Origin of the sequence: Micromonospora sp. U56 (assembly GCF_018070095.1) — a bacterium.
GTDB classification, from domain to species: Bacteria; Actinomycetota; Actinomycetes; order Mycobacteriales; family Micromonosporaceae; genus Micromonospora; species Micromonospora purpureochromogenes.
The window spans coordinates 1-18,946 of sequence record NZ_JAGPYL010000024.1 but is presented as its reverse complement, the minus strand read 5'-3'; the positions used below and the strand labels follow the sequence as shown (position 1 = coordinate 18,946).

The following is an 18,946-nucleotide window of genomic DNA, read 5'->3' as shown; positions in this document are numbered from 1 at the left end:
GCCGGCCAGCCGCGCGAGCAGAGCCGGCCGCTAGGCGGCCTTCTCTCCTCGACGGGGGAGCTTCCAGTCCGGCCGGACGAAGTGGCAGGTGTAACCACCGGGATTGCGCTCCAGGTAGTCCTGGTGTTCGGGCTCGGCCTCCCAGAACGGGCCGGCGGGAGTGACCTCGGTGACCACCTTGCCCGGCCACAGGCCGGAGGCGTCGACGTCGGCGATCGTGTCCTCCGCGACCTGCCGCTGCTGCTCGTCGGTGTAGAAGATCGCCGACCGGTAGCTCACTCCCACGTCGCCGCCCTGACGATTCTTCGTGGTCGGGTCGTGGACCTGGAAGAAGAACTCGAGAAGATCCCGGTAGGAGAGCTTCTCGGGGTCGTAGACGATCTCGATCGCCTCGGCATGGGTGCCGTGGTTGTAGTACGTGGCGTTCGGCACGTCCCCGCCGGTGTATCCGACCCTGGTGGCGAGCACGCCAGGGCGTTTCCGGATGAGATCCTGCATCCCCCAGAAGCAGCCGCCGGCCAGGATCGCCTTCTCCGTCGTCTCGCTCATCGCTCTGCCCTCCGGTGCGGGTGCTCGTGCTCGTACCTCGGGAACCCTGTGCGTCCTGCTGGCGATCCTGGCCTTCCCGTTCCGGCTGCCACCATGCCGACCGACGAGAACCTGGCGGCCGGTACGGGCGACCCGCGCCGCGCCGGGCGGGCTTTCCACCGGATCAGCAGAACCAGCCGTCCAGACCGTCTCGAGGGCCGCTGACCGAGTCGTAGTTGTCGTAGCAGCTTGCGCTCTGCAGATGACCACGGCGTGCCGGGGCACCACCGGTATCAAGAACGTCAACATCTGGCGATGTCCGACCCATCGGCGGTCACCGCTTGTCGGTGCGCTCGGGCGGCCACCTCCGCGGCCGTACGGCGATGGGCGGCGGCGTCGTCGGGACGGCCGAGCGCGGTGGCGAGGTCGGCGAGGTGTCCGGCCACCGGCCCGAGGGTGACGACCCCGCTGCCCGCGCCGGCCAGCTCGTCGGCGGCGGGCAGCAGCTCCACGTACGCGTACCGCATGGTGGTGCGGTCGTCGAGGGCGAGCGCGGCGCGGGCGGCGAGGCACAGCCGCGCCTCGCGGAGCAGGTCGTGCGGTGACTCGGGGAGGGCGCCCAGCGCCGCGCCGGCCTCGTCCCGGCGGCCGGCGGCGAGCAGGACCAGCGGCCGGACCCAGGGCTCGTGCGGTCCCCAGTCCTCGCGCTGCCACCTGTCGGCGGGCCCGTGCGGGTCGGCCGGCCGGTCACCGGCGGCCGGTTCCGGCAGCCGCAGCGACAGCAGCGCAAGTGGGAGCAGGCCGTTCTCCATGCCGGGCATCCCGGCGGCGGGGAGGCTCGCATGGGCGGCCCGGTACGCGGCCTCGGCCGCGGCGACCTGCCCGCCGACGGCGAGGCGCAGCGCCGCGTACCAGCGGGTGAAGACGCCCACCAGCGGCAGCTCGTACCGGTCGGCGAGGCGGTCGGCGGCCGCGGCGTGGGCGTCGGCGGCGTCGAGATCGGCGAGCGCGCAGCGGGCCTGGAGCAGGACCAGGTGCCCGAGCACCTCGAAGGTGACCAGCTCGTGCTCGCGGGCCAGCTCGACCAGTTCCGCGCCGATGCGCGCCCGCTGCGGGGCCAGGCCGGCGCGGGCGAAGGCGTGCATGAAGCGGGCGTTGAGGGCGAACGCCAGCAGCGCCGGATCGGCCAGGCGCCGGGCGATCGCCGCCGCCTCCACGGCGGCCCGGTGTCCCCGGTCGGTGGTGTCGCCGCGCAACTCCAGCGCCAGCGTGCTCAACAGGCGGCTGCGATCCGCCGGCCGGTCCCCGCCCAGGGCGGCCAGGGTGCGCTCGGCGGCCTCGACGATGCGGTGGGAGAGGCGGTCGTCGTCGTTGCGCGTCCAGATCGCGGGCACCTCGAAAGCCGCGAGGACGTCCGCGGTCACCCGGGGGTCGTCCAGCCGCTCGGCGGCGGTGAGCGCCGCGCCCCGGTGCCGGCGTGCCCGGTCCAGGTGCCCGGTGACGGCGAGCGCGCGGCCCAGCCCCATCAGCGCCCGCAGCCGGCCGTGCGGATCGTCGTCGGCGAGCTCGTGGGCGTCGAGCGCCTGCTGCCACAGCCGGGCGGCCAGGTGCGGCAGGGAGCGGCGTTCGGCCTGCTCGGCGGCGGCGGTGGCGTACCGGGCGGCGCGCGGCGCGGCCCCCCGCGTCCCGGCTCGGGAGAAGTGGTGGGCGAGGACGGTGACGTCGTCGGGGTGCAGCCGTTCGAGGGCGGTACCGGCGGCGGTGTGCCAGCGGCTGCGGCGCGGTGCCGACAGGTCGCCGTACACCGTGTCCCGGACCAGGATGTGCGCGAACCGCAACCGCGCCGCCGGACCCTGCTCGGTCAGGACGCCGGCGCGCACCGCGTCGTCCAGCGCGTCCAGGACGGCCGCCTCGTCGCCGGTCATCGCGGCCAGGAGGTCCGGGTCGACGTCGCGCCCGAGGACGGCCGCCTGCTGCACCACCGTGCGGGCGGGGCCGGGCAGCTGTGCCAGGCGGTGGCGGATGACGTCGCGGACCCCGGGTGGGACGGTCTCCAGCGCCGCCGGGCCCTCCGCCGCGAGCAGCCGGGCCAGCTCCCGGACGTAGAACGGGTTTCCGCCGCTGCGGCGGTGGATCAGGTCGACGCTCGGCGGGTCGAGGTCCCGGCCGACGACCGTCCGGGCGAGTTCGCCGGTGGCCGGTGCGTCCAGACCGTCGAGGTAGACCCGGACCGGTTCGCTGCGGGCGAGGCGGGCCAGGGCGGCCGTCAGCTCGGGGCCGATCCCGGTGGACCGGAAGATGCTCACGACGAGGACGGGACCGGTGACCGGCTCCGGTTCCGCGAACAGCGCGGCCAGCAGGTCCAGGGTGTCCTCGTCGGCCCGGTGCAGGTCGTCGAGGACCAGCAGCACCGGTCCTCGGCCGGCCGCCGCGGTGAGCAGGTCGACGGCGGCCCGGTGCCGGCGGAACCGGGCCACCGCCGGCTCCTCCGTCGGGTTGCCGGATGACGGGTCCGCGACGGCCAGCGCCCGGGTGATCTGGGTCCACGGCCAGGCCACCGGCGCGCCCTCGTACTCCGGGCTGCGTCCCCAGGCGGTGACCCAGCCGTCGTCGGCCAGCCGCCGGGTGAGCGCCTCGGCCAGTGCCGTCTTGCCCGCCCCCGCTCCGCCCGAGACCAGGGCGAGGGCCGGCCGGCGGTGCCGGGCCACCGCCGCGGCCGCGGCCCCCAGCAGCTCCTGCTCTTCGCGCCGGCCCACGAAGGTACGCGGCGCCTCCGCCGCCATCCCGCCGACGGTGGGTGCCGCCGCCGGAACCTCGCCCGGCGACGGCCCGACGTCGGCCCTGCTCACCGGGGGCGCCGGGTCCAGGTGCGGCGCCTGGGCGAGGATGTCGGCCTCCAGTCGACGCAGCCCGGGACCGGGGTCCAGGCCGAGCTCGGCCACCAGGGTCTCGCGGGCCCGGCGCAGCGCGGCCAGTGCCTCGCCCTGCCGACCGGACCCGTAAAGGGCGGTGGCCCACAGCCGCCAGGCGTCCTCGCGCAGCGGCTGCGCGGCGGCGTGCTGTTCCAGCTCGACGGCGGCCTCGGCGGCCCGCCCCAGCGCCAGCAGCGCCTCGCTCCGCCGTTCCACCGCCAGCATCCGCAGCTCGTCGAGCCGGGTGACCTCGGCGCGCGCCCAGCCCTGGTCGGCGAACTCCGCGTACGCCGGGCCACGCCAGCAGGCGAGCGCGTCGGTCAGCCGGGCCAGCGCCGAGCCGGCGTCGCCGTCCCCGATCAGCCGGCCCGCCTCGGTGACCGCCGTCTCGAACCGCCACGCGTCCACCGCCTCGGGGTCGGCGCGCAACGCGTAACCGGGGGGCGCGGTCACCAGCAGCCGGGCCGGCTGGCGGGGCGCCCGTTCCGGCTCCAGGGCCCGGCGCAGATCGGCGACGAAGGTACGGACCGCCGCCACCGCCTGCTCCGGTGGCGTCTCCCAGAGGTCACCGACGAGCCGGTCCACCGACACCACCTGGCCCCGCGCGACCAGCAGGCGGGCCAGCACGGCCCGGTGACGCGGACCTCGCAGCGGCACGGGCCCGGCCGCGCCGATCGCCTGCACGGGCCCCAGCACGCCGAACGTCACCGCCGGTGCCCCCGCCCGCCGACTCATGGCACCCACTCTAGGCACCGCCGCGCCGGGCACCGGTCGGCGGCCGGGCACTCATCCGCTGCTGATCCGCTGCTCATCGCCGCCGGTCAGGCTCGATCCCAGGACCGGTCACGGGGTGCCGCCCCGGCCGGTCGACGGACACCCGAACGAGCAGGAAGGTTCCCGGTGAACCCCAGGATCAACAGTTTCGATCATCAGCGCGTCACCGTCGCCGACGGCGTGGCCCTGCACGCCGCGGTCGGCGGCTCGGGCAGCCCGATCGTGCTGCTGCACGGCTTCCCGCAGACCCACCTCATGTGGCGGCACGTCGCCGCCGACCTCGCCGCCGACCACACCGTCATCTGCCCCGACCTGCGCGGCTACGGCGCCAGCGACAAGCCCGCGGCGACCGACCCGGAGGTGTACGCCAAGCGCACCATGGCCGACGACATCGTCGCGCTCGCCCGCGCCCTGGGCCACGACCGCTTCGCCCTGGCCGGCCACGACCGCGGCGCCCTGGTCGCCGTGCGGGCCGGCCTCGACCACCCGGAGGCGGTCACCCACCTGGCCGCGCTCGACGTCCTGCCGACCCTCGACATGTGGGACGTCATGCGCGGCACCTCCGCCGCCGTCGGCTTCCACCTGTACCTGATGGCCCAGCCGCCCGGCCTGCCCGAGCAACTCATCGCCGCCAGCTCCGACGCCTTCTTCGGCCACTTCCTCGACAGCTGGACCCGGGACCCCGACGCCATCCCCGCCGAGATCCGGGCGGCCTACCTGACGGCGTCCCGGGCGGCCGTCCCGTCCATCGTCGCCGACTACCGCGCCTCCGCCGGCATCGACGTGGAGCACGACACCGCCGACCGCGCCGGCGGCCGGCAGCTGCGCATGCCGGTGACGGTCCTGCAGCAGGACTGGGGCGCCGCGCTGGGCTTCGACGCCGCCGGCCGGTGGCGCGCCTGGGCGCCGGACCTGCACCACCGCACCGTCTCCTGCGGGCACTTCATGGCCGAGGAGGCGCCCGCCGAGGTCGTCAAGGCCCTCCGGGCGCTGCTGACCCGGTGACTGGCGCGGGCTCCGCGCGCGTGGTCCCGGTCCGGAGCCCGCCGGCGTTCCCGGGCCGTTCCGGTCGCGGGCCGCTCCGCGTGCCGGGCCGATTCGTCCCCGGGCCGGCTCCGTCCCGGACCCGCTCCCTGGGCCGCTCGCTCACCCGCGGGTGCGACCCGATGTCCTGGCCTGGGCGGATCAGGACCCCGATGCGACCTGACGGCCGGGGTGGACGCGGCGTCGGCGGCATGGTCGGCGGCGGCCAGGGTAGGCCGCAGTCCGGCGAGTGGCGAGGCGAGGTGAGGTGGACGATGGCGGGTACCTGGTTGCTCGGTGCGGGGGCCGAGACCTCCCGGCAACGGCCGACGGCGGTGCTGGTCGCGGTGCGCGAGGACGACGGCGCGGGCGGCAACGGCCCCGGCAGTGAGGTGTCCCTGGAGGAGCTGCGACGGCTCGCCGACACCGACGGCCTCAACGTCGCCGACGCGGTGGTGCAGCACCGCCCGAAGCCGGATCCGGCCACCTTCCTCGGCTCCGGCAAGGTCGACGAGCTGGCAGCCGCCACCGAACGCGCCGGTGCCGAGCTGGTCATCGCCGACGGTGAGCTGAGCCCCGGCCAGGTGCGGAACCTGGAGGAACGGGTCGGGGTACGGGTGGTGGACCGCACCGCGCTGATCCTGGACATCTTCGCCGAGCACGCCCGCACCAGCGAGGGCCGGGTCCAGGTGGAGCTGGCGCAGATCGCGTACCAGTTGCCCCGGCTGCGGGGCGACGGCCGGTCGATGTCCCGGGTCGGTGGCGGCCGGGTCGCCGGCGGCGCCGGTATCGGTGTGCGTGGACCGGGTGAGATGCGGCTGGAGACCCAGCGTCGGACGCTGCGCCAGCGGGCCACCCGGCTGCGGCGCAACGCCGGTGAGCTGGCCCGGCGGCGGGAACGCACCCGGGGCCGACGGGCCCGCAACCAGATCCCCTCGGTGTCGATCACCGGGTACACCAACGCCGGAAAGTCCGCCCTGCTCAACCGCCTGACCGGCGCGGACGCCCAGGTGCAGGACGTCCTCTTCGCCACCCTCGACCCGACGGTACGGCGGATCAGCACCGGCGAGCTGACCTACACCGTCACCGACACCGTGGGTTTCGTCCGGCACCTGCCGCACCAACTGGTCGACGCGTTCCGCTCGACGCTGGACGAGGTCACCCGCAGCGACCTGGCGATGCACGTGGTGGACGCGTCCGCGCCGGACGCGTTCGGCCAGATCACCACGGTGCACGGCGTGCTGCACGAGATCGGCGCGGGCCAGGTGCCGGAACTGCTGGCGCTCAACAAGATCGACATCGCGCCGCCGGAGTGGGTCGACGCGCTGTGCCGCGCGTACCCGGACGCGGTGCCGGTGTCCGCGCTGACCGGCGCCGGCATCGACGAACTGCGCCGGACGCTGGCCCGCCGCCTGACCGGGCGCTGACCGCTCGGCGGCAGCCCCGCGTGGGGCGAGCTGTCCCGGAGGTCGGTGGTCGGGGAACACGGCGTGGCGACCCCGGCGAAAGTGCTTCAATCGGGACGAAGGGCAACGTGCCCGCTGAGCGGAGGAGTGCGGGATGCAGACGACCGCGACCGACAACCATGCCGTCGCCCAGGCCGTCCACGACGTCGGCTCCGCGCTGTGGTTCGGCGGCACCGTCATGGGCGTCGCCGGCGTCAACAAGTCCGGCAGCGACCTGCAGCAGGGCATCGACCGGATCCGGGTCGCCGAGTCCGCCTGGAACCGGTTCAGCCCGGTGCAGTGGCTCGGCATCGGCGCGACCCTGCTCGCCGGGTTGCGGCTCACCCAGGTTGGCGGACGCCGCATCGCATTGCAGAAGGGATTCGGCACGGTGGGCGCGTTGAAGGCGGGGATCACCGTCGCCGGTGCCGTGGCCACCGCCTACTCGGCCTACTGCGGCAACCGGATCGGTCAGCTGGCCGAGGCGGCGCACCAGCGGGGCGACCGCCTGGAGGTGCACGACGCCACGGTCCCGGCCGCGGGGACCCCGGCGGAGATCGCGACGTGGCAGCGGCGCCAGCGCCTGGCGCAGTTCGCCGTGCCGGCGCTGGCCGGCGCGAACATCGTCTGCGGCTCGTACCTCGTGCAGTCGTACCGGCTGGGCGCCACCGGGAAGGGTGTCCTCCGGCGGCTGTTGCCGGACTGACCCGCCGTCACGAGGCCGGCCCCGCGAGGGCCGGCGGGGGAGAGGAGCGTCGGCATGACCGATGGACCGTTCGACGTGCCGCCGGAGGCCGACGCGATCGAGCAGCGCCAGCCGCTGCTCGACGAGGGGCAGCCCGACGAGCCGCCGGAACCGCAACCGCGGGACGCCACCGAGGCCGACCTGGCCGAGCAGGGCGCCTCGGTGCCGGGGGAGCACGCACTGCCGTCGACCTCCCTGCCGGAGGACGCCACCGCCGCGGACGCCCTCGAGCAGCGCCAGGTGGTCGGGCCGGGCGACGAGGACCGCCGGGACTGACCCGGCCGGCACCGCAGGTCCGGGGCGCGGCCAACGAGCCTCAGCCCGCGTTGCCTGCGCACCGAGAGGTGCCGAACGACGGTGAGCCGCCCGGCGTGCCCGCGGCAAGCGAGATCCGTCATGGCCCGGCAGCGCGTCCGTCTCATCGCTACCGTCGATCTGATGGGACGGATGCGCGGCGTCCAGGAGCGACCGGCGGGGCTGACGTATCAGGCTGAGCTGGTCAGCCCCGACGAGGAACGCTCGCTGCTGTCAGTGCTCGGGGCGATGGACTACCGCGAGATCCGGATGCAGGGTCAGGTCGCCCGGCGCACCGTCCGGCACTTCGGTGTCGACTACGACTACGGGTCGTTCCAGCTCACCGAAGCCGAGGCGCTGCCGGTGGAGCTGCACGAGGTCCGCCGGCGCTGCGCCGACCTCGCCGGCGTCGCGGTGGCCAGCTTCGCGCAGGCCCTGGTCACCCGCTATCCGCCCGGTGCGGTGATCGGCTGGCACCGGGACGCCCCCGCGTTCGGCCCGACCGTGGCCGGCGTGTCGCTGGGCGCCGCCTGCCTGTTGCGTTTCCGGCGAGACACCGCGGGACAGCGCCGGGTGTACGAGGTGGAGCTGGCGCCCCGCTCGGCGTACGTGCTGGCCGGCGCCGCCCGGTCGACCTGGCAGCACAGCATTCCACCGGTCCCGGAGCTGCGGTATTCCATCACCTTCCGCCAACTCCGCCGGCCCTGACCCGCGGCGCCCGCCCGCCCCGGCACGCGGACGGGCCGCGACGGTGGCGGGCCGGCGGCCCGCCCGCCGCGACGCCCGTCAGACGACGCAGAACTCGTTGCCCTCGGGATCGCCCAGGACCACGGCGTAGTAGTCCATCGCCGGCTCGTCCATCGTCCGCAGGATCGTGGCCCCCGCCCGGACGACCCGGTCGACCACCGCGTCGACCCGTTCGGTGCGCAGCTTCAGGTCGACCGTGCGGCCGCCGCCGACCTTGAGATCGAGGTGGACCCGGTTCTTGGTCACCTTGGGCTCGGGCACTTGGCGGGAAGGAGTAACCAGCCGCCGGCATCTCGACCTGGTGCTCGGCATCGTGGTGCCGACCGTCGATGTGACCGACATCGACTTCTACCACGTGACCGGCCTCGATCTCGGCTACGTCGCGCGCCAGCAGTCGGCGGGGGTGACCCAATGAACGCCGGACCGCCTGCGGCAGGCAATCGAATGGGCCGCTGAGCACGGACTGCCGATGAAAGACTTGACGGTCCTCGCGGTGCAGAACGATCCGTTCCGGGTCGACACCGACGCCCGGCACCGCGACGGTGAATGGCTTGCCGTTACTGCCCGCGAACTTGGCCTCGGTGATCGAAAGATCCACCTGCGCGGCCTGCACTACATGGTGATCGGACGGCCGAAGCCTGACGGCACCGCGTACACCAACACGGAGCAGGACTGGCTCTGGCTGTCCGGCGACGCTGGCAAGGCCGCCCGGTGGCTGGGGTACATCCCGTTCGACCAGATCGTCGACCAGCGCAACAGCGACCCAGTGGTGCGGATCTTCAAACGGCCGGAGCAGCCGCGGCCGTACCTGCACGTCGGGGTCCACGTCGATATTCCTGATGTTGACTACCTCGATCCTGCTGTCAGCCTGTTCGACTTCACCGGCGTCCAGCCGTACAAGCTGGTCCTCGTCGGGGAAAAGTCCTCGCTGGACGACGTCTTGGCCCCGATCGCCAGCAGCTACGGCGCTGACTTGTACCTGCCGACCGGGGAGCCGTCCGACACGATGCTGTATCGCATGGCCAAGGTCGGTGCCGAGGACGGCCGACCGATGGTGGTGCTGTACTTCTCCGACGCCGACCCCTCCGGGTGGCAGATGCCCATCAGCGTCGCCCGGAAGTTGCAGGCGTTCCAGACGCTGCTCTTCCCGGAGTTGCAGTTCACAGTGCACCGTGTCGCGCTGACCCCGATCAGGTCCGTGAGTACGGGCTGCCGTCGACGCCGTTGAAGGAGACCGAGCGCCGCGCCGACCGGTGGCGAGAAGCCACCGGGGTCGAGCAGACCGAAATCGATGCTCTGGCGTCGCTGCGCCCGGACCTGCTGCGCCGGATCGCCCGCGACGCGGTCGCGCCGTTCTACGACGTTACGCTCGACCGGCGGGTGTACGAGACCAAGGCGCGATGGATCGACCAAGCCCAGACCATGGTGGACGGCCAGCTCGACGCCACCGCGCTTGGAGGACCTGCGCAGCGAGGCTGCCGAAAAGCTGGCCGAGCTGCGCGCGGAAGTCGACGCGATCAACAACGCGCTGCGGGTCGACGTCCGGAACATCGACTTGCCGCCGATCCCGCCGGTCCCGGACGCGGACGCCTCCGGCGTGTATGGCTTGCCATTACTCGACTCCGACTGGCCGTTCGCTGAGCAGTGCCGCCGACTGATCGCGTCCAAGGCGTACCGCGCGGGGGTGGAATCGTGATCCCCTACGGCACCAAGGCGAACGGCATCACCGACGACGACCTCGTGGTGGACCGCGCGATCGCGGCGGGATTCCTCGATGAGACACCGGTCGATCCGGCGGCCGGACCCTCGCCACCGTCGACCGATCTCTGTTCGATGACGATGCCTATCTTGAGCCGGTCCGATTCGCGCTCATCCCTGCGATACCCGACGATGCCCGCGGCCTGACCGACCACCGCGGCATCGATGACGACCTAGATGCACCGCCGTCCGACGCCGCATGACCCGACGCTGATCAGGGGGCCGACGCGACCCCCCGGCATCCCCGCGATTCAGGGGCCGCGTCAACCCCGGCACCCTCGCCGATTTTCAGGGGGCCGCCGCGAAGCCACTCCCATGATCAAAAACTAGGGGGCCGACGCGACCCCAACGGGGTGGATCTTCGAAGGGGCTACCCCTCTCGTAGAGCCCGTGGTGATCCCGGTGATCCCGGCGATCCCGGTGACCACCGGCACCGATCACCCAAACCACCGGACCACCGGACCACCGGGCCATCGGGCCATGGCCGCCATCGGGCCGACCGGACCACCACGACTGGCACCAGGACCACAGACACCAGGTCGCCCGGCACCCCCACCCAGGGGCAGGGTGGTGGCACAGCACCAGTGCCACCCACCACCTACAGCACGTCGACCATCACCATCACGACGACGATGTCGATGTCGATCGAGTCGAAGTGATCGAGTTGATGATGAGAAATTGATCGATGAGACCGCCCCACACGAACGTGATGCCGTCGGCGTCGGGCTGTATCCGGACGCCGTGCTGGCCGGTGCGCTGGCAGTGGTCGAGGGTCGGGCGACCCCGACACGGGTGTCCTTGGTCAACCAGGACGGACACATCTACCTGCCCAGTAGTGCTGATTGCCCTGCACGCGGCCGTCGCCATCTAAGCTACTCAAAGTACGGTGCTCGAATGACCCACGGTCCCTTGGATCCGTCGCAGCCGCCGACTCAGCCAGTGCAGCCGATGAGCCCATACCCGCCGCCGCAGTACACCCCCACTTCCGGCGGCCCGCCGGTATACCCGCCGAGTGGGCCGCCTCAGTACGGTCCAACGACCGGCGGGCCGCCGCCGTACCCACCAGCCGGGCCGATGCCCTTCTATCCCGCGCCTGTCCGGCCGAAGAGGAAGAGTTTCTGGTCTTCCACGGGCGGGATCCTGACCATCGTCTTCGGCTCGCTCGCACTGGTGGTCGTGTTCGTGCTGTGCACGCCCTTGGTCTTGGTCGCGGTGATCGGGGACAGGGGGGACAGGGCCGCCGTCTCCAAGATGGAGGTTCGGGTCACCTCGTGCGAGGTGTTCGGCTCGGTCGCGAAGGTTGGGTTCTCCGTGAAGAACATCGGGGACACGACTCGCAGCGCCACCCTCAAGATTGAGTATCGGGACTCGGCTGGCGCCCGTCTGGACACGACAACGTCGTACGTGCGAAACGTGGCGCCGGGAGACACGGTGCGCGGCGAAGAGTCGACCATTTTGGATGTCCCGACGACGTCCGGAAGCTGCAAGATCGTCGACGTGAGCTGACCCCAACGATCGTGCTGACCCGGCAGGCCGCGCAGCCCCCCGTCGTCTTGTAAGTTCTCTGCGGACGCTGCGTGGTACGGCCACATCGCCACTCTCAATATGGCGCGGCAGTTCGAGACCACGAACGGCTCCAAGGAGCACCCCGGCCTGTTCGATGTTCCGCCGTCGATGCTGTCCCGGCCGTTCTGGGAGCTGAGCAACATGGACGGGGTTTCCCTGGGGCCGCTTTCCCGTGCCCCCGCGATACCGGCAGTGCCATGATGAACGTCGATGTTCTCGAGGTCGATGCGCGGGGCGACGCGATGGCGCGGGCGCGGGCGCGCGGTCAGTTGACCGACGCCGGTCGATTGCTGCTGACCGGGCTGGCGTGGCTGTTGTACGCCGCCGGGTGGTCATTCGCGAGGCTGTGCCGCGTGGTCGCGGTCACAGTCGGCGGGCTGCTCTACGGCGTCGGCTGGTCGGCGGGCCGGGTGGCGCTGGCGGTCCAGTGGACGTGGGCGGCGGTCCGCGTCGGGTGGGACGACGGGCGGCAGCCGGTCGGCGGGCGTCGCTGATGCTCCGGTACATGACCGTCGACGAGATCCGGATCTTGTATCGTCGCCCCGTCGGTACAGTTCACCGGCTTGCTAGTACCGAGCACTGGCGCCGATGTGACAATAGGCGACCGGCCCTGTACAACGCGTCAGACGTGGAAGAGACGTTCGCGAGGCTCAACGGGCACCGGTAGGCGCTGAAAGCCTTACAGCGTAAGCGATCCGGCAAATCAGTAACGTGCTACTGATCTTGCGATACGGCGTCTCGGGGTCGCTGTGATGGTGGTTAGTCTTCGCGCAAAGTCCCCTCGGGCACCTGCTGGAACCAGATGCGCGGCCCCCGGCCGGTCGGGTCGACGACCGACTCCGGGGTGTCGCCGGCCCCCTCGGGCAGCTCCTCCGCCGGCACGCCCGTCGCCGCCCAGTAGTCCCGCCAGGTGCGGTGGCCGCCCGGCGGTGGCTCCGGCACGTAGCCCAGCGCCTCGGCCCAGAACGCCACCACCCGCCGGGGGTCGGCGCAGTCGATCGTCACCTGCAGTGTCATCTCCACCGCGGGAGCTTCCCAGCCGGGTACGACAGGTGCCGCCGGTCGGTCACCCCGAGGACGTGGCTTTCGTCACTCGGTCACCCGCACCGCGCCCGCGTCCCCGAGCCGCCGTCGCGACACCCGGTCGCCCGCTCGCCGGGGACCCGGGGCGGCGGTAGCCTGGGGCCCTGCTCCGGCTCGGGGGGTCGTTTCCCCTGCTCGCGCGGTGGCAGCAGGGTCGGGCGATCGAGGGGGCATGGGTGCCGGAGCGGGGCGGCCGGGGGTCGGTGGCGAACGGCCGGGCGGCGCGCCGTCCGACCTCGGGCGCCGTGCTGCGACCGGGCGCGCGATCCTCGTCCCGGGCACCGAGGTTCGGCGGACCCGGCGACGGGGTACGGGCACGGCGATGAGGTGTACTCGAACGTGACCAGCCCCACCGAGGAGCTGTTCGGCAGCGGCAGCGCCACCGGGCGGTTGATGGCCCGGCTCGACTGGGCGGCCACCCCGCTCGGCCCCGTCCAGTCCTGGCCGCAGAGCCTGCGCGCCGCCGTACGGATCGTCCTGTCCTCCCGGTACCCGATGCTGCTGCTCTGGGGCGAGCAGTTCACCCAGCTGTACAACGACGCCTACTCGGCCCTGATCGGCGACAAGCATCCGGGTGCGCTCGGGGACGACGTCCGGACCACCCTGGCCGAGGGCTGGGACGTGCTCGCGCCGCTGATCGACGACGCGATGGCGACGGGCGTGGCCAGTTGGGTGCCCGCCCTCCAGCTGCTCCTCGACCGGTCCGGCTACCGGGAGGAGGCCTACTTCAGCGTCTCCCACGCCCCGGCCCGGGACGACGACGGCCGTACCGTCGGCGTGTTCACGGTGTGCAGCGAGGTCACCGAGCAGGTGGTCGGGGAACGGCGGCTGGGCCTGCTGCGGGACCTCTCGGTGCGCGGCGACGGGCGCACGGTGGACGTCGCCAGCACCTGCGCCCGGCTGGTCGAGGCGATCGGCGGGCACCGGTTGGACGTACCGTTCGCCGCGATCTACCTGCGGGAGGGTACGGCGCTGCACCGGGTGGCCTGCACCGGTGACGGTCCGGTGGCGGCGGTGCTGCCCGACGTCGTGGTCGACGGCGACCCGGCCTGGGGACTGTGGGCCGCCGGCGGGGGAGCGATCACCGAGGTCCACGGGGTCGCCCAGCGGATGACGCTGCCGGCCGGGGCGTTCGACGAGCCGGCGGCCACCGCCGTGGCGCTGCCACTGCCCTCCGCGGAGGCCGATCAGCCCCTCGGGGTGCTGGTGGCCGGGGTGAGCCCCAGCCGCGCGCTGGACGAGGCGTACCGGTCGTTCTTCCACCTGCTGGCGCAGCAGGTGGCCGTCGCGGTGCGCAACGCCCGGGCGTACGAGGAGGAACGGCGCCGGGCCGAGGCGCTGGCCGAGCTGGACCGCGTCAAGACCAGCTTCTTCACCAACGTCAGCCACGAGTTCCGCACGCCGCTGACGCTGATGCTCGGCCCGCTGACCGACGCCCTCGCCGACGAGCGGCACCCGCTGCCACCGGAACAGCGGGAACGGGTGGACACCGCCCGGCGCAACGCCACCCGGCTGCTCACCCTCGTCAACAGCCTGCTGACCTTCTCCAGCCTGGAGGCCGGGCGTGCCCGCAGCCGGGCGCGGCAGGTGGACCTGCCGGAGCTGACCGCCGAACTGGCCGGCGTGTTCCGCTCGGCGGTGGAACGCGCCGGGCTGCGGCTGGAGGTGGACTGCCCGCCGCTGCCCCGGCCGGTGGCGCTCGACCCGGCCAACTGGGAGCGCATCGTCACCAACCTGCTGTCCAACGCGCTGAAGCACACGTTCGTGGGGCGGATCAGCGTCGGGCTGCACGCCCACCCCACGGAGCTGCGGCTGACCGTCGCCGACACCGGCATCGGCATCGCCGAGGAGGAGATGCCCCGGCTCTTCGAGCGCTTCCACCGGGTGGACGGGGCCCGCTCCCGCAGCCACGAGGGCACCGGCATCGGGCTGGCCCTGGTCGGCGAGCTGGCCCGGCTCGAGGGCGGCGACGTACGGGTGGCCAGCCAGGTCGGGCGCGGCAGCACGTTCACCGTTGCGCTGCCCTGGTCGGCGCTGCACCGCGGCACGGACGACACCGCGGCGGCGAGCGACCTCGGTGACACGGCCCGCGCCGCGGCGCAGGAGGCGAGCGGTTGGCTGGTCGACCCCGGCCGGCCCGAGCCGGCCGAGGAGGGGTCGCCCGGGACGCTGCCCGACGACGGGCGGGGCGTGCGGATCCTGGTGGCCGACGACAACGCCGACATGCGCGCGTACCTGGCCCGGTTGCTGACCGCGCAGGGCTGGCGGGTGGACACGGTCGGCAACGGTCGGCAGGCCCTCGATGCGATCCGGCGGGACCCGCCGGACCTGGTGCTGACCGACGTGATGATGCCCGAGGTCGACGGCTTCGCCCTGGTGCGCACCCTCCGGGGACAGCCGGACACCCGGGCGCTGCCGGTGGTGGTGCTCTCCGCCCGCGCCGGCGCGGACGCCGCCGTCGAGGGCCTCGACCTCGGCGCCGACGACTACGTGGTCAAGCCCTTCACCGCGGCCGACCTCGTCGCCCGGGTACGGGCCACCCTCGAGGGTGCGCGACGGCGCCTGCGGGCACCGGACGCCGAGGACGACCGTCCGGAACCGCCGCGGTCGACCCGTCCCGCCGGTGCGGCCCCGAGCGCTGCTCCGCCGGCTACCGGCCCGGTCGGGGGCTCCTCCGCCGGGGCGGCCACGGACTCCACGCCGTCGCTGACCGGTACCGCCGAGGCGGCCTCCGCCGGGGCGACCGCGAACCCCACGCCGTCGTTGACCGGTACCGCCGAGGCGGCCTCCGATCCTGCGCCCGCGGCGGCCAGGACGATGGACGCGGCCTTGTCCGACGTGGGCCCAGCCGTCCTCGGCCATCCGGAAGCGGGGCCCCGGCGGACCGCCGCCCCCGCCGGGATGCCGACCGCCGTGGGGGTTCCGAACGGCCACGAGAGGGCCTCCGTGGTGGACACCGGATGGAGCTACCCCTCGGCGGCCACCTCCACCTGGGCGATGCGGCGGGACGTGCGGAGCTCGCTGGAGGCGCTGCACGTGCACCCCGATGTCGTGCAGGACCTCCTGGTGGCCGCGTCCGAGGCGTTCAACAACGCCGTCGAGCACGCGCAGCAGCCGTCCCGACCCGAGGTGCGGGTCCGGCTCCAGGTCGGCGCCGGCACCGCCCGGCTCACCGTCCGCGACTTCGGCACCTGGCGGGACCGGCGGTCGGCGATGGACCGCGGCCGCGGCGCCACCCTGATGAACGCCTTCGGCGACGTGCGGCTGATGTCGACCGCCTCCGGCACGACGGTGACCATCGAGCGTCGCCTCACCGACGACCAGGGCTGACCGGCTGCGCACCCGCCGCCGGTCCAGTCCCGGGCGATCACGCCCGGCCCGGCTCTAGTCCCGGGCGATCAGGCCCGGCCCGGCGAGCAGGGCGATGTCGGCGTGGTCGACCTCGTGACCCTGCTCGCAGCGGAGCACGGTGCGGACCCGGCAACCGCAGTCGCGGTGGGTGGCCAGTACCGGCGGGCCGGTCTCGTCGGCTGCCCAGGTGTCCCCCCACTGCCGGAGCGCGGTGATCACCGGCAGCAGCTCGCGCCCCTTGGGGGTGAGCTGGTACTCGTACCGGGTGCGCTGCCCCTGCTCGCGGTAGGGCGTCCGTTCCAGGAGGCCGGCGCCGACCAGTTCCCGTAGGCGGGCGGCCATCGCCGGCTCGCCGATGCCCACCCGGCGGACGAAGTCGTCGAAACGGCGCGTGCCGAGAAACGCGTCCCGCATGATCAGCATCGCCGACCTGCTGCCCACGATGTCCATGGCCCGCGCGATCGAGCAGTTCGTCATGGACCACGCCTCCCGATCGTCCCGCAGATCCTGCATGCCCCCAGCCTACGGGCTGACTTGCGTTGACGCTAGTCAGGTGCTTCACTGGGCGAGCTGACTTTTCTCAGGAAAAGCCAGACCCGCGCAGCGAACCTCACAGACAGGATTTTCATGGACATCTCCGCCACCACCGCACTGGTCACCGGCGCCAACCGGGGCTTCGGCCGCGCCCTGGCCAGCGAGCTGCTCGCCCGGGGCGCCACCGTGTACGCGGCGGCCCGCAACCCGGCCCTGATCGACCTTTCGGGCGCCCGGCCACTGGCGCTGGACATCACCGATCCCGCGTCCGTGGCGGCGGCCGCGGCGACCGCCGGCGACGTCACCCTGCTGGTGAACAACGCGGGCACGTCGACCGGTGCCGACCTGCTCACCGGCGACCTGGACCAGATCCGCCTGGAGCTGGAGACGCACTACCTCGGCACCCTCTCCGTGGTACGGGCCTTCGCCCCCGTCATCGAGCGCAACGGCGGCGGCACCGTCCTCAACGTGTTGTCCGCGCTGTCCTGGTTCGCGCTGCCCACCGACGGCGCCTACGTGGCGGCCAAGGCCGCCGAGTGGGGCATGACCAACTCGCTGCGCCTCACCCTCGCCCCGGCGAAGATCCGCGTCGCGGGCCTGCACGTGGGCTACATGGACACCGACATGGCCCGGGCGGTCACCACCCCCAAGGCCGACCCGGCCGACGTGGCGGCGTACGCCGTCGACCAACTGGCCGCGGACGCGTACGAGATCGTCGCCGACGACGTCAGCCGCGGCGTACTCGCCGGGCTCTCCGGCGGCGTGGCGGCCCTCTACCCGCAGCTGCCGTAGCCGGACACCGCCCTCCACCCGCGCCGGCGGGCTCCGTCCGGCCGACCCCATCACCTCTGCAAGGAGTAGCTGTGCCCGAACAGCAGATCGCCACGACGGGTTGGCGGGCGCCCACCCCGCCCACCACGCCGGCCGCCGCGCCCACCGGGCGGACGACCGTCCGTGGTTCGCACGCGGCGACCCTTGTCGCCATGTGCCTGGGTGCGATGGTCACGTTCCTGCACCTCACCGCGACCGTCTCCGCGCTGACCACGATCCAGCGGGACCTGCGGGTCGACCCGACCAGCCTGGTCTGGATCCCCAGCGCCTACACCCTCATGCTGGCCGGCCTCGTGCTCTCCGCCGCCACGCTCGGCAGCCGGTACGGCCGCAAGCGGATGTTCAGCGCCGGTGTCGCCGCCATGATGGCCGGAGCTGCCGTGGTCGCCCTGGCCACCGCCCCCGGCTGGGTCGTCGCGGGACAGCTCGTGGCCGGTGCGGGCGGGGCGCTGATCCTGTCGAACAGCCTGGCGATCCTCGGCGTGACGTTCACCGACCCGCACCGCCGTACCGAGGTCATCACCGCCTGGGCGGCGGCGTCCGGCGTCGGGCTGTCGGTGGGCCCGCTCATCACCGGGACGCTGCTGGCGCACGTCCACTGGCACGGCGTCTTCCTGTCCACCGTGGTGCTCGGTCTGCTCACCCTGGCCGTCACCACCCGCTGGGTGGCCGAGTCGCGCCAGCCCACCAGCCGCGTCGACCTGCCCGGCCTGCTGCTGGGCACGCTCGCCGTCGCCGCCGCCGTCTACGCGCTGATCGAGGGCGGCCGCCAGGGCTACACCAGCCCGACGGTGGCGGCCGCGTGGCTCAGCGCCGGCGCCGCACTCGTCGCCTTCGTCGTGGTCGAGCTGCGTACCGCCGCGCCGATGCTGGACGTCCGGCTGTTCCGGTCGCCGTCCTTCAGCGCCGTCATGCTCGTCGCCGCCGTGTCGCTGTTCGGCTTCACCGGCGTGTCGATCCTGCTGGTGCTCTTCCACGAACGTGCCCAGGCGCTCAGCCCGCTCGACACCGGCTGGCGGATGCTGGTGCTGTTCGGCCTCTACGCGGTCACCGCCTTCGCCGCCGGTCAGGCGATCCGCCGCACCGGCTTCAAGGCACCGCTCACCCTCGGCCTGCTGCTCGGCGGCCTGGCCAGCCTGGGCCTGTCCACCCACACCCCGGGCACGCCGTTCAGCCAGAGCTGGCCGCTGCTCGCGCTCTTCGGCGCCGCCTGCGGCCTGGTGGCCGCGCCGGCCACCGCGGCGGCGCTGGCCAGCGTCGCGCCTGCGCAGGCGAGCATGGCCGCCGCGGCGGTCAACACCGCCCGCCAGTTCGGCGCCGTGATGGGCGCGTCGCTGCTGGGTACCCTGCTCAGC

18 protein-coding genes are annotated in these 18,946 nt (G+C 73.5%); 13 read left to right on the top strand and 5 right to left on the bottom strand.

Going from position 1 to position 18,946, the window contains the following annotated elements; all coding sequences use genetic code 11:
• Positions 1-30 precede the first annotated feature (30 nt).
• Together msrA and KBX37_RS11440 are read right to left on the bottom strand one after the other, a co-directional pair.
• A complete protein-coding gene (gene msrA, locus KBX37_RS11445; protein ID WP_179804930.1) occupies positions 31-549 on the bottom strand; it encodes a peptide-methionine (S)-S-oxide reductase MsrA in 519 nt (172 codons plus the stop codon).
• Positions 550-830: 281 nt separating this feature from the next.
• Positions 831-4,175 (bottom strand): BTAD domain-containing putative transcriptional regulator, encoded by a 3,345-nt coding sequence (locus KBX37_RS11440; protein ID WP_210775875.1) that lies wholly within the window; start codon positions 4,173-4,175, stop codon positions 831-833.
• Between the two features lie 165 nt (positions 4,176-4,340).
• On the opposite strand from KBX37_RS11440, the gene KBX37_RS11435 reads away from it, so the two are divergent.
• The 5 genes from KBX37_RS11435 to KBX37_RS11415 all read left to right on the top strand — a co-directional run bounded on the left by KBX37_RS11435 (position 4,341) and on the right by KBX37_RS11415 (position 8,429).
• Entirely contained in the window at positions 4,341-5,219 is an 879-nt protein-coding gene (locus KBX37_RS11435) for an alpha/beta fold hydrolase (RefSeq protein WP_210775874.1), read from the top strand.
• Between the two features lie 293 nt (positions 5,220-5,512).
• Positions 5,513-6,664, top strand: coding sequence for a GTPase HflX (gene hflX / locus KBX37_RS11430; RefSeq protein ID WP_210775873.1), 1,152 nt, complete (start codon positions 5,513-5,515; stop codon positions 6,662-6,664).
• A gap of 133 nt (positions 6,665-6,797) precedes the next feature.
• Positions 6,798-7,388 (top strand): hypothetical protein, encoded by a 591-nt coding sequence (locus tag KBX37_RS11425; protein ID WP_210775872.1) that lies wholly within the window; start codon positions 6,798-6,800, stop codon positions 7,386-7,388.
• A 54-nt stretch (positions 7,389-7,442) separates the two neighbouring features.
• The gene (locus tag KBX37_RS11420) at positions 7,443-7,703 is read left to right on the top strand and encodes a hypothetical protein (protein ID WP_210775871.1); all 261 of its coding nucleotides are present in this window, start codon (positions 7,443-7,445) and stop codon (positions 7,701-7,703) included.
• Between the two features lie 162 nt (positions 7,704-7,865).
• Positions 7,866-8,429, top strand: coding sequence for an alpha-ketoglutarate-dependent dioxygenase AlkB (locus KBX37_RS11415; RefSeq protein ID WP_210775870.1), 564 nt, complete (start codon positions 7,866-7,868; stop codon positions 8,427-8,429).
• Between the two features lie 78 nt (positions 8,430-8,507).
• Here the strand turns inward: KBX37_RS11415 and KBX37_RS11410 are convergent, their stop codons facing one another.
• Positions 8,508-8,729, bottom strand: a complete 222-nt coding sequence (locus KBX37_RS11410) for a VOC family protein (RefSeq protein WP_210775869.1) — start codon at positions 8,727-8,729, stop codon at positions 8,508-8,510.
• Between the two features lie 232 nt (positions 8,730-8,961).
• On the opposite strand from KBX37_RS11410, the gene KBX37_RS11405 reads away from it, so the two are divergent.
• From KBX37_RS11405 to KBX37_RS11385, 5 genes are all read left to right on the top strand, one after another.
• Positions 8,962-9,696: a hypothetical protein gene (locus KBX37_RS11405; protein ID WP_210775868.1), complete on the top strand. Its 735-nt coding sequence runs from the start codon at positions 8,962-8,964 to the stop codon at positions 9,694-9,696.
• Between the two features lie 225 nt (positions 9,697-9,921).
• Positions 9,922-10,164, top strand: a complete 243-nt coding sequence (locus tag KBX37_RS11400) for a hypothetical protein (RefSeq protein ID WP_210775867.1) — start codon at positions 9,922-9,924, stop codon at positions 10,162-10,164.
• Positions 10,161-10,373: a hypothetical protein gene (locus KBX37_RS11395; RefSeq protein WP_210775866.1), complete on the top strand. Its 213-nt coding sequence runs from the start codon at positions 10,161-10,163 to the stop codon at positions 10,371-10,373. Before KBX37_RS11400 ends, KBX37_RS11395 begins: the two co-directional genes overlap by 4 nt.
• Before the next feature lie 927 nt (positions 10,374-11,300).
• Positions 11,301-11,732 carry an FxLYD domain-containing protein gene (locus KBX37_RS11390; protein ID WP_210775865.1) on the top strand — a complete coding sequence of 144 codons (432 nt, stop codon included), beginning with the start codon at positions 11,301-11,303 and terminating at the stop codon, positions 11,730-11,732.
• Between the two features lie 257 nt (positions 11,733-11,989).
• Positions 11,990-12,286 carry a hypothetical protein gene (locus KBX37_RS11385; RefSeq protein WP_210775864.1) on the top strand — a complete coding sequence of 99 codons (297 nt, stop codon included), beginning with the start codon at positions 11,990-11,992 and terminating at the stop codon, positions 12,284-12,286.
• Between the two features lie 265 nt (positions 12,287-12,551).
• Here the strand turns inward: KBX37_RS11385 and KBX37_RS11380 are convergent, their stop codons facing one another.
• The gene (locus KBX37_RS11380) at positions 12,552-12,809 is read right to left on the bottom strand and encodes a VOC family protein (protein ID WP_210775914.1); all 258 of its coding nucleotides are present in this window, start codon (positions 12,807-12,809) and stop codon (positions 12,552-12,554) included.
• A 405-nt stretch (positions 12,810-13,214) separates the two neighbouring features.
• Here KBX37_RS11380 and KBX37_RS11375 point away from each other — a divergent pair, with 405 nt between their 5' ends.
• Positions 13,215-16,205, top strand: coding sequence for an ATP-binding protein (locus KBX37_RS11375; RefSeq protein ID WP_307849036.1), 2,991 nt, complete (start codon positions 13,215-13,217; stop codon positions 16,203-16,205).
• Positions 16,206-16,259: 54 nt separating this feature from the next.
• Here the strand turns inward: KBX37_RS11375 and KBX37_RS11370 are convergent, their stop codons facing one another.
• Positions 16,260-16,739 carry a helix-turn-helix domain-containing protein gene (locus KBX37_RS11370; protein WP_210775863.1) on the bottom strand — a complete coding sequence of 160 codons (480 nt, stop codon included), beginning with the start codon at positions 16,737-16,739 and terminating at the stop codon, positions 16,260-16,262.
• Between the two features lie 114 nt (positions 16,740-16,853).
• On the opposite strand from KBX37_RS11370, the gene KBX37_RS11365 reads away from it, so the two are divergent.
• Both KBX37_RS11365 and KBX37_RS11360 read left to right on the top strand, forming a co-directional pair.
• A complete protein-coding gene (locus tag KBX37_RS11365; protein ID WP_210775862.1) occupies positions 16,854-17,552 on the top strand; it encodes an SDR family oxidoreductase in 699 nt (232 codons plus the stop codon).
• Between the two features lie 71 nt (positions 17,553-17,623).
• A partial coding sequence (locus KBX37_RS11360) for an MFS transporter (RefSeq protein ID WP_307849035.1) occupies positions 17,624-18,946 on the top strand: 1,323 nt, incomplete at its 3' end.

Coding starts and splice junctions, on each gene's coding strand:
- KBX37_RS11415 (WP_210775870.1), top strand. CDS start 7,866: ATGGGACGGATGCGCGGCGTCCAGGAGCGACCGGCGGGGCTGACGTAT.
- KBX37_RS11370 (WP_210775863.1), bottom strand. CDS start 16,739: ATGCAGGATCTGCGGGACGATCGGGAGGCGTGGTCCATGACGAACTGC.
- hflX (WP_210775873.1), top strand. CDS start 5,513: ATGGCGGGTACCTGGTTGCTCGGTGCGGGGGCCGAGACCTCCCGGCAA.
- msrA (WP_179804930.1), bottom strand. CDS start 549: ATGAGCGAGACGACGGAGAAGGCGATCCTGGCCGGCGGCTGCTTCTGG.
- KBX37_RS11425 (WP_210775872.1), top strand. CDS start 6,798: ATGCAGACGACCGCGACCGACAACCATGCCGTCGCCCAGGCCGTCCAC.
- KBX37_RS11390 (WP_210775865.1), top strand. CDS start 11,301: ATGCCCTTCTATCCCGCGCCTGTCCGGCCGAAGAGGAAGAGTTTCTGG.
- KBX37_RS11385 (WP_210775864.1), top strand. CDS start 11,990: ATGATGAACGTCGATGTTCTCGAGGTCGATGCGCGGGGCGACGCGATG.
- KBX37_RS11440 (WP_210775875.1), bottom strand. CDS start 4,175: ATGAGTCGGCGGGCGGGGGCACCGGCGGTGACGTTCGGCGTGCTGGGG.
- KBX37_RS11420 (WP_210775871.1), top strand. CDS start 7,443: ATGACCGATGGACCGTTCGACGTGCCGCCGGAGGCCGACGCGATCGAG.
- KBX37_RS11380 (WP_210775914.1), bottom strand. CDS start 12,809: ATGACACTGCAGGTGACGATCGACTGCGCCGACCCCCGGCGGGTGGTG.
- KBX37_RS11365 (WP_210775862.1), top strand. CDS start 16,854: ATGGACATCTCCGCCACCACCGCACTGGTCACCGGCGCCAACCGGGGC.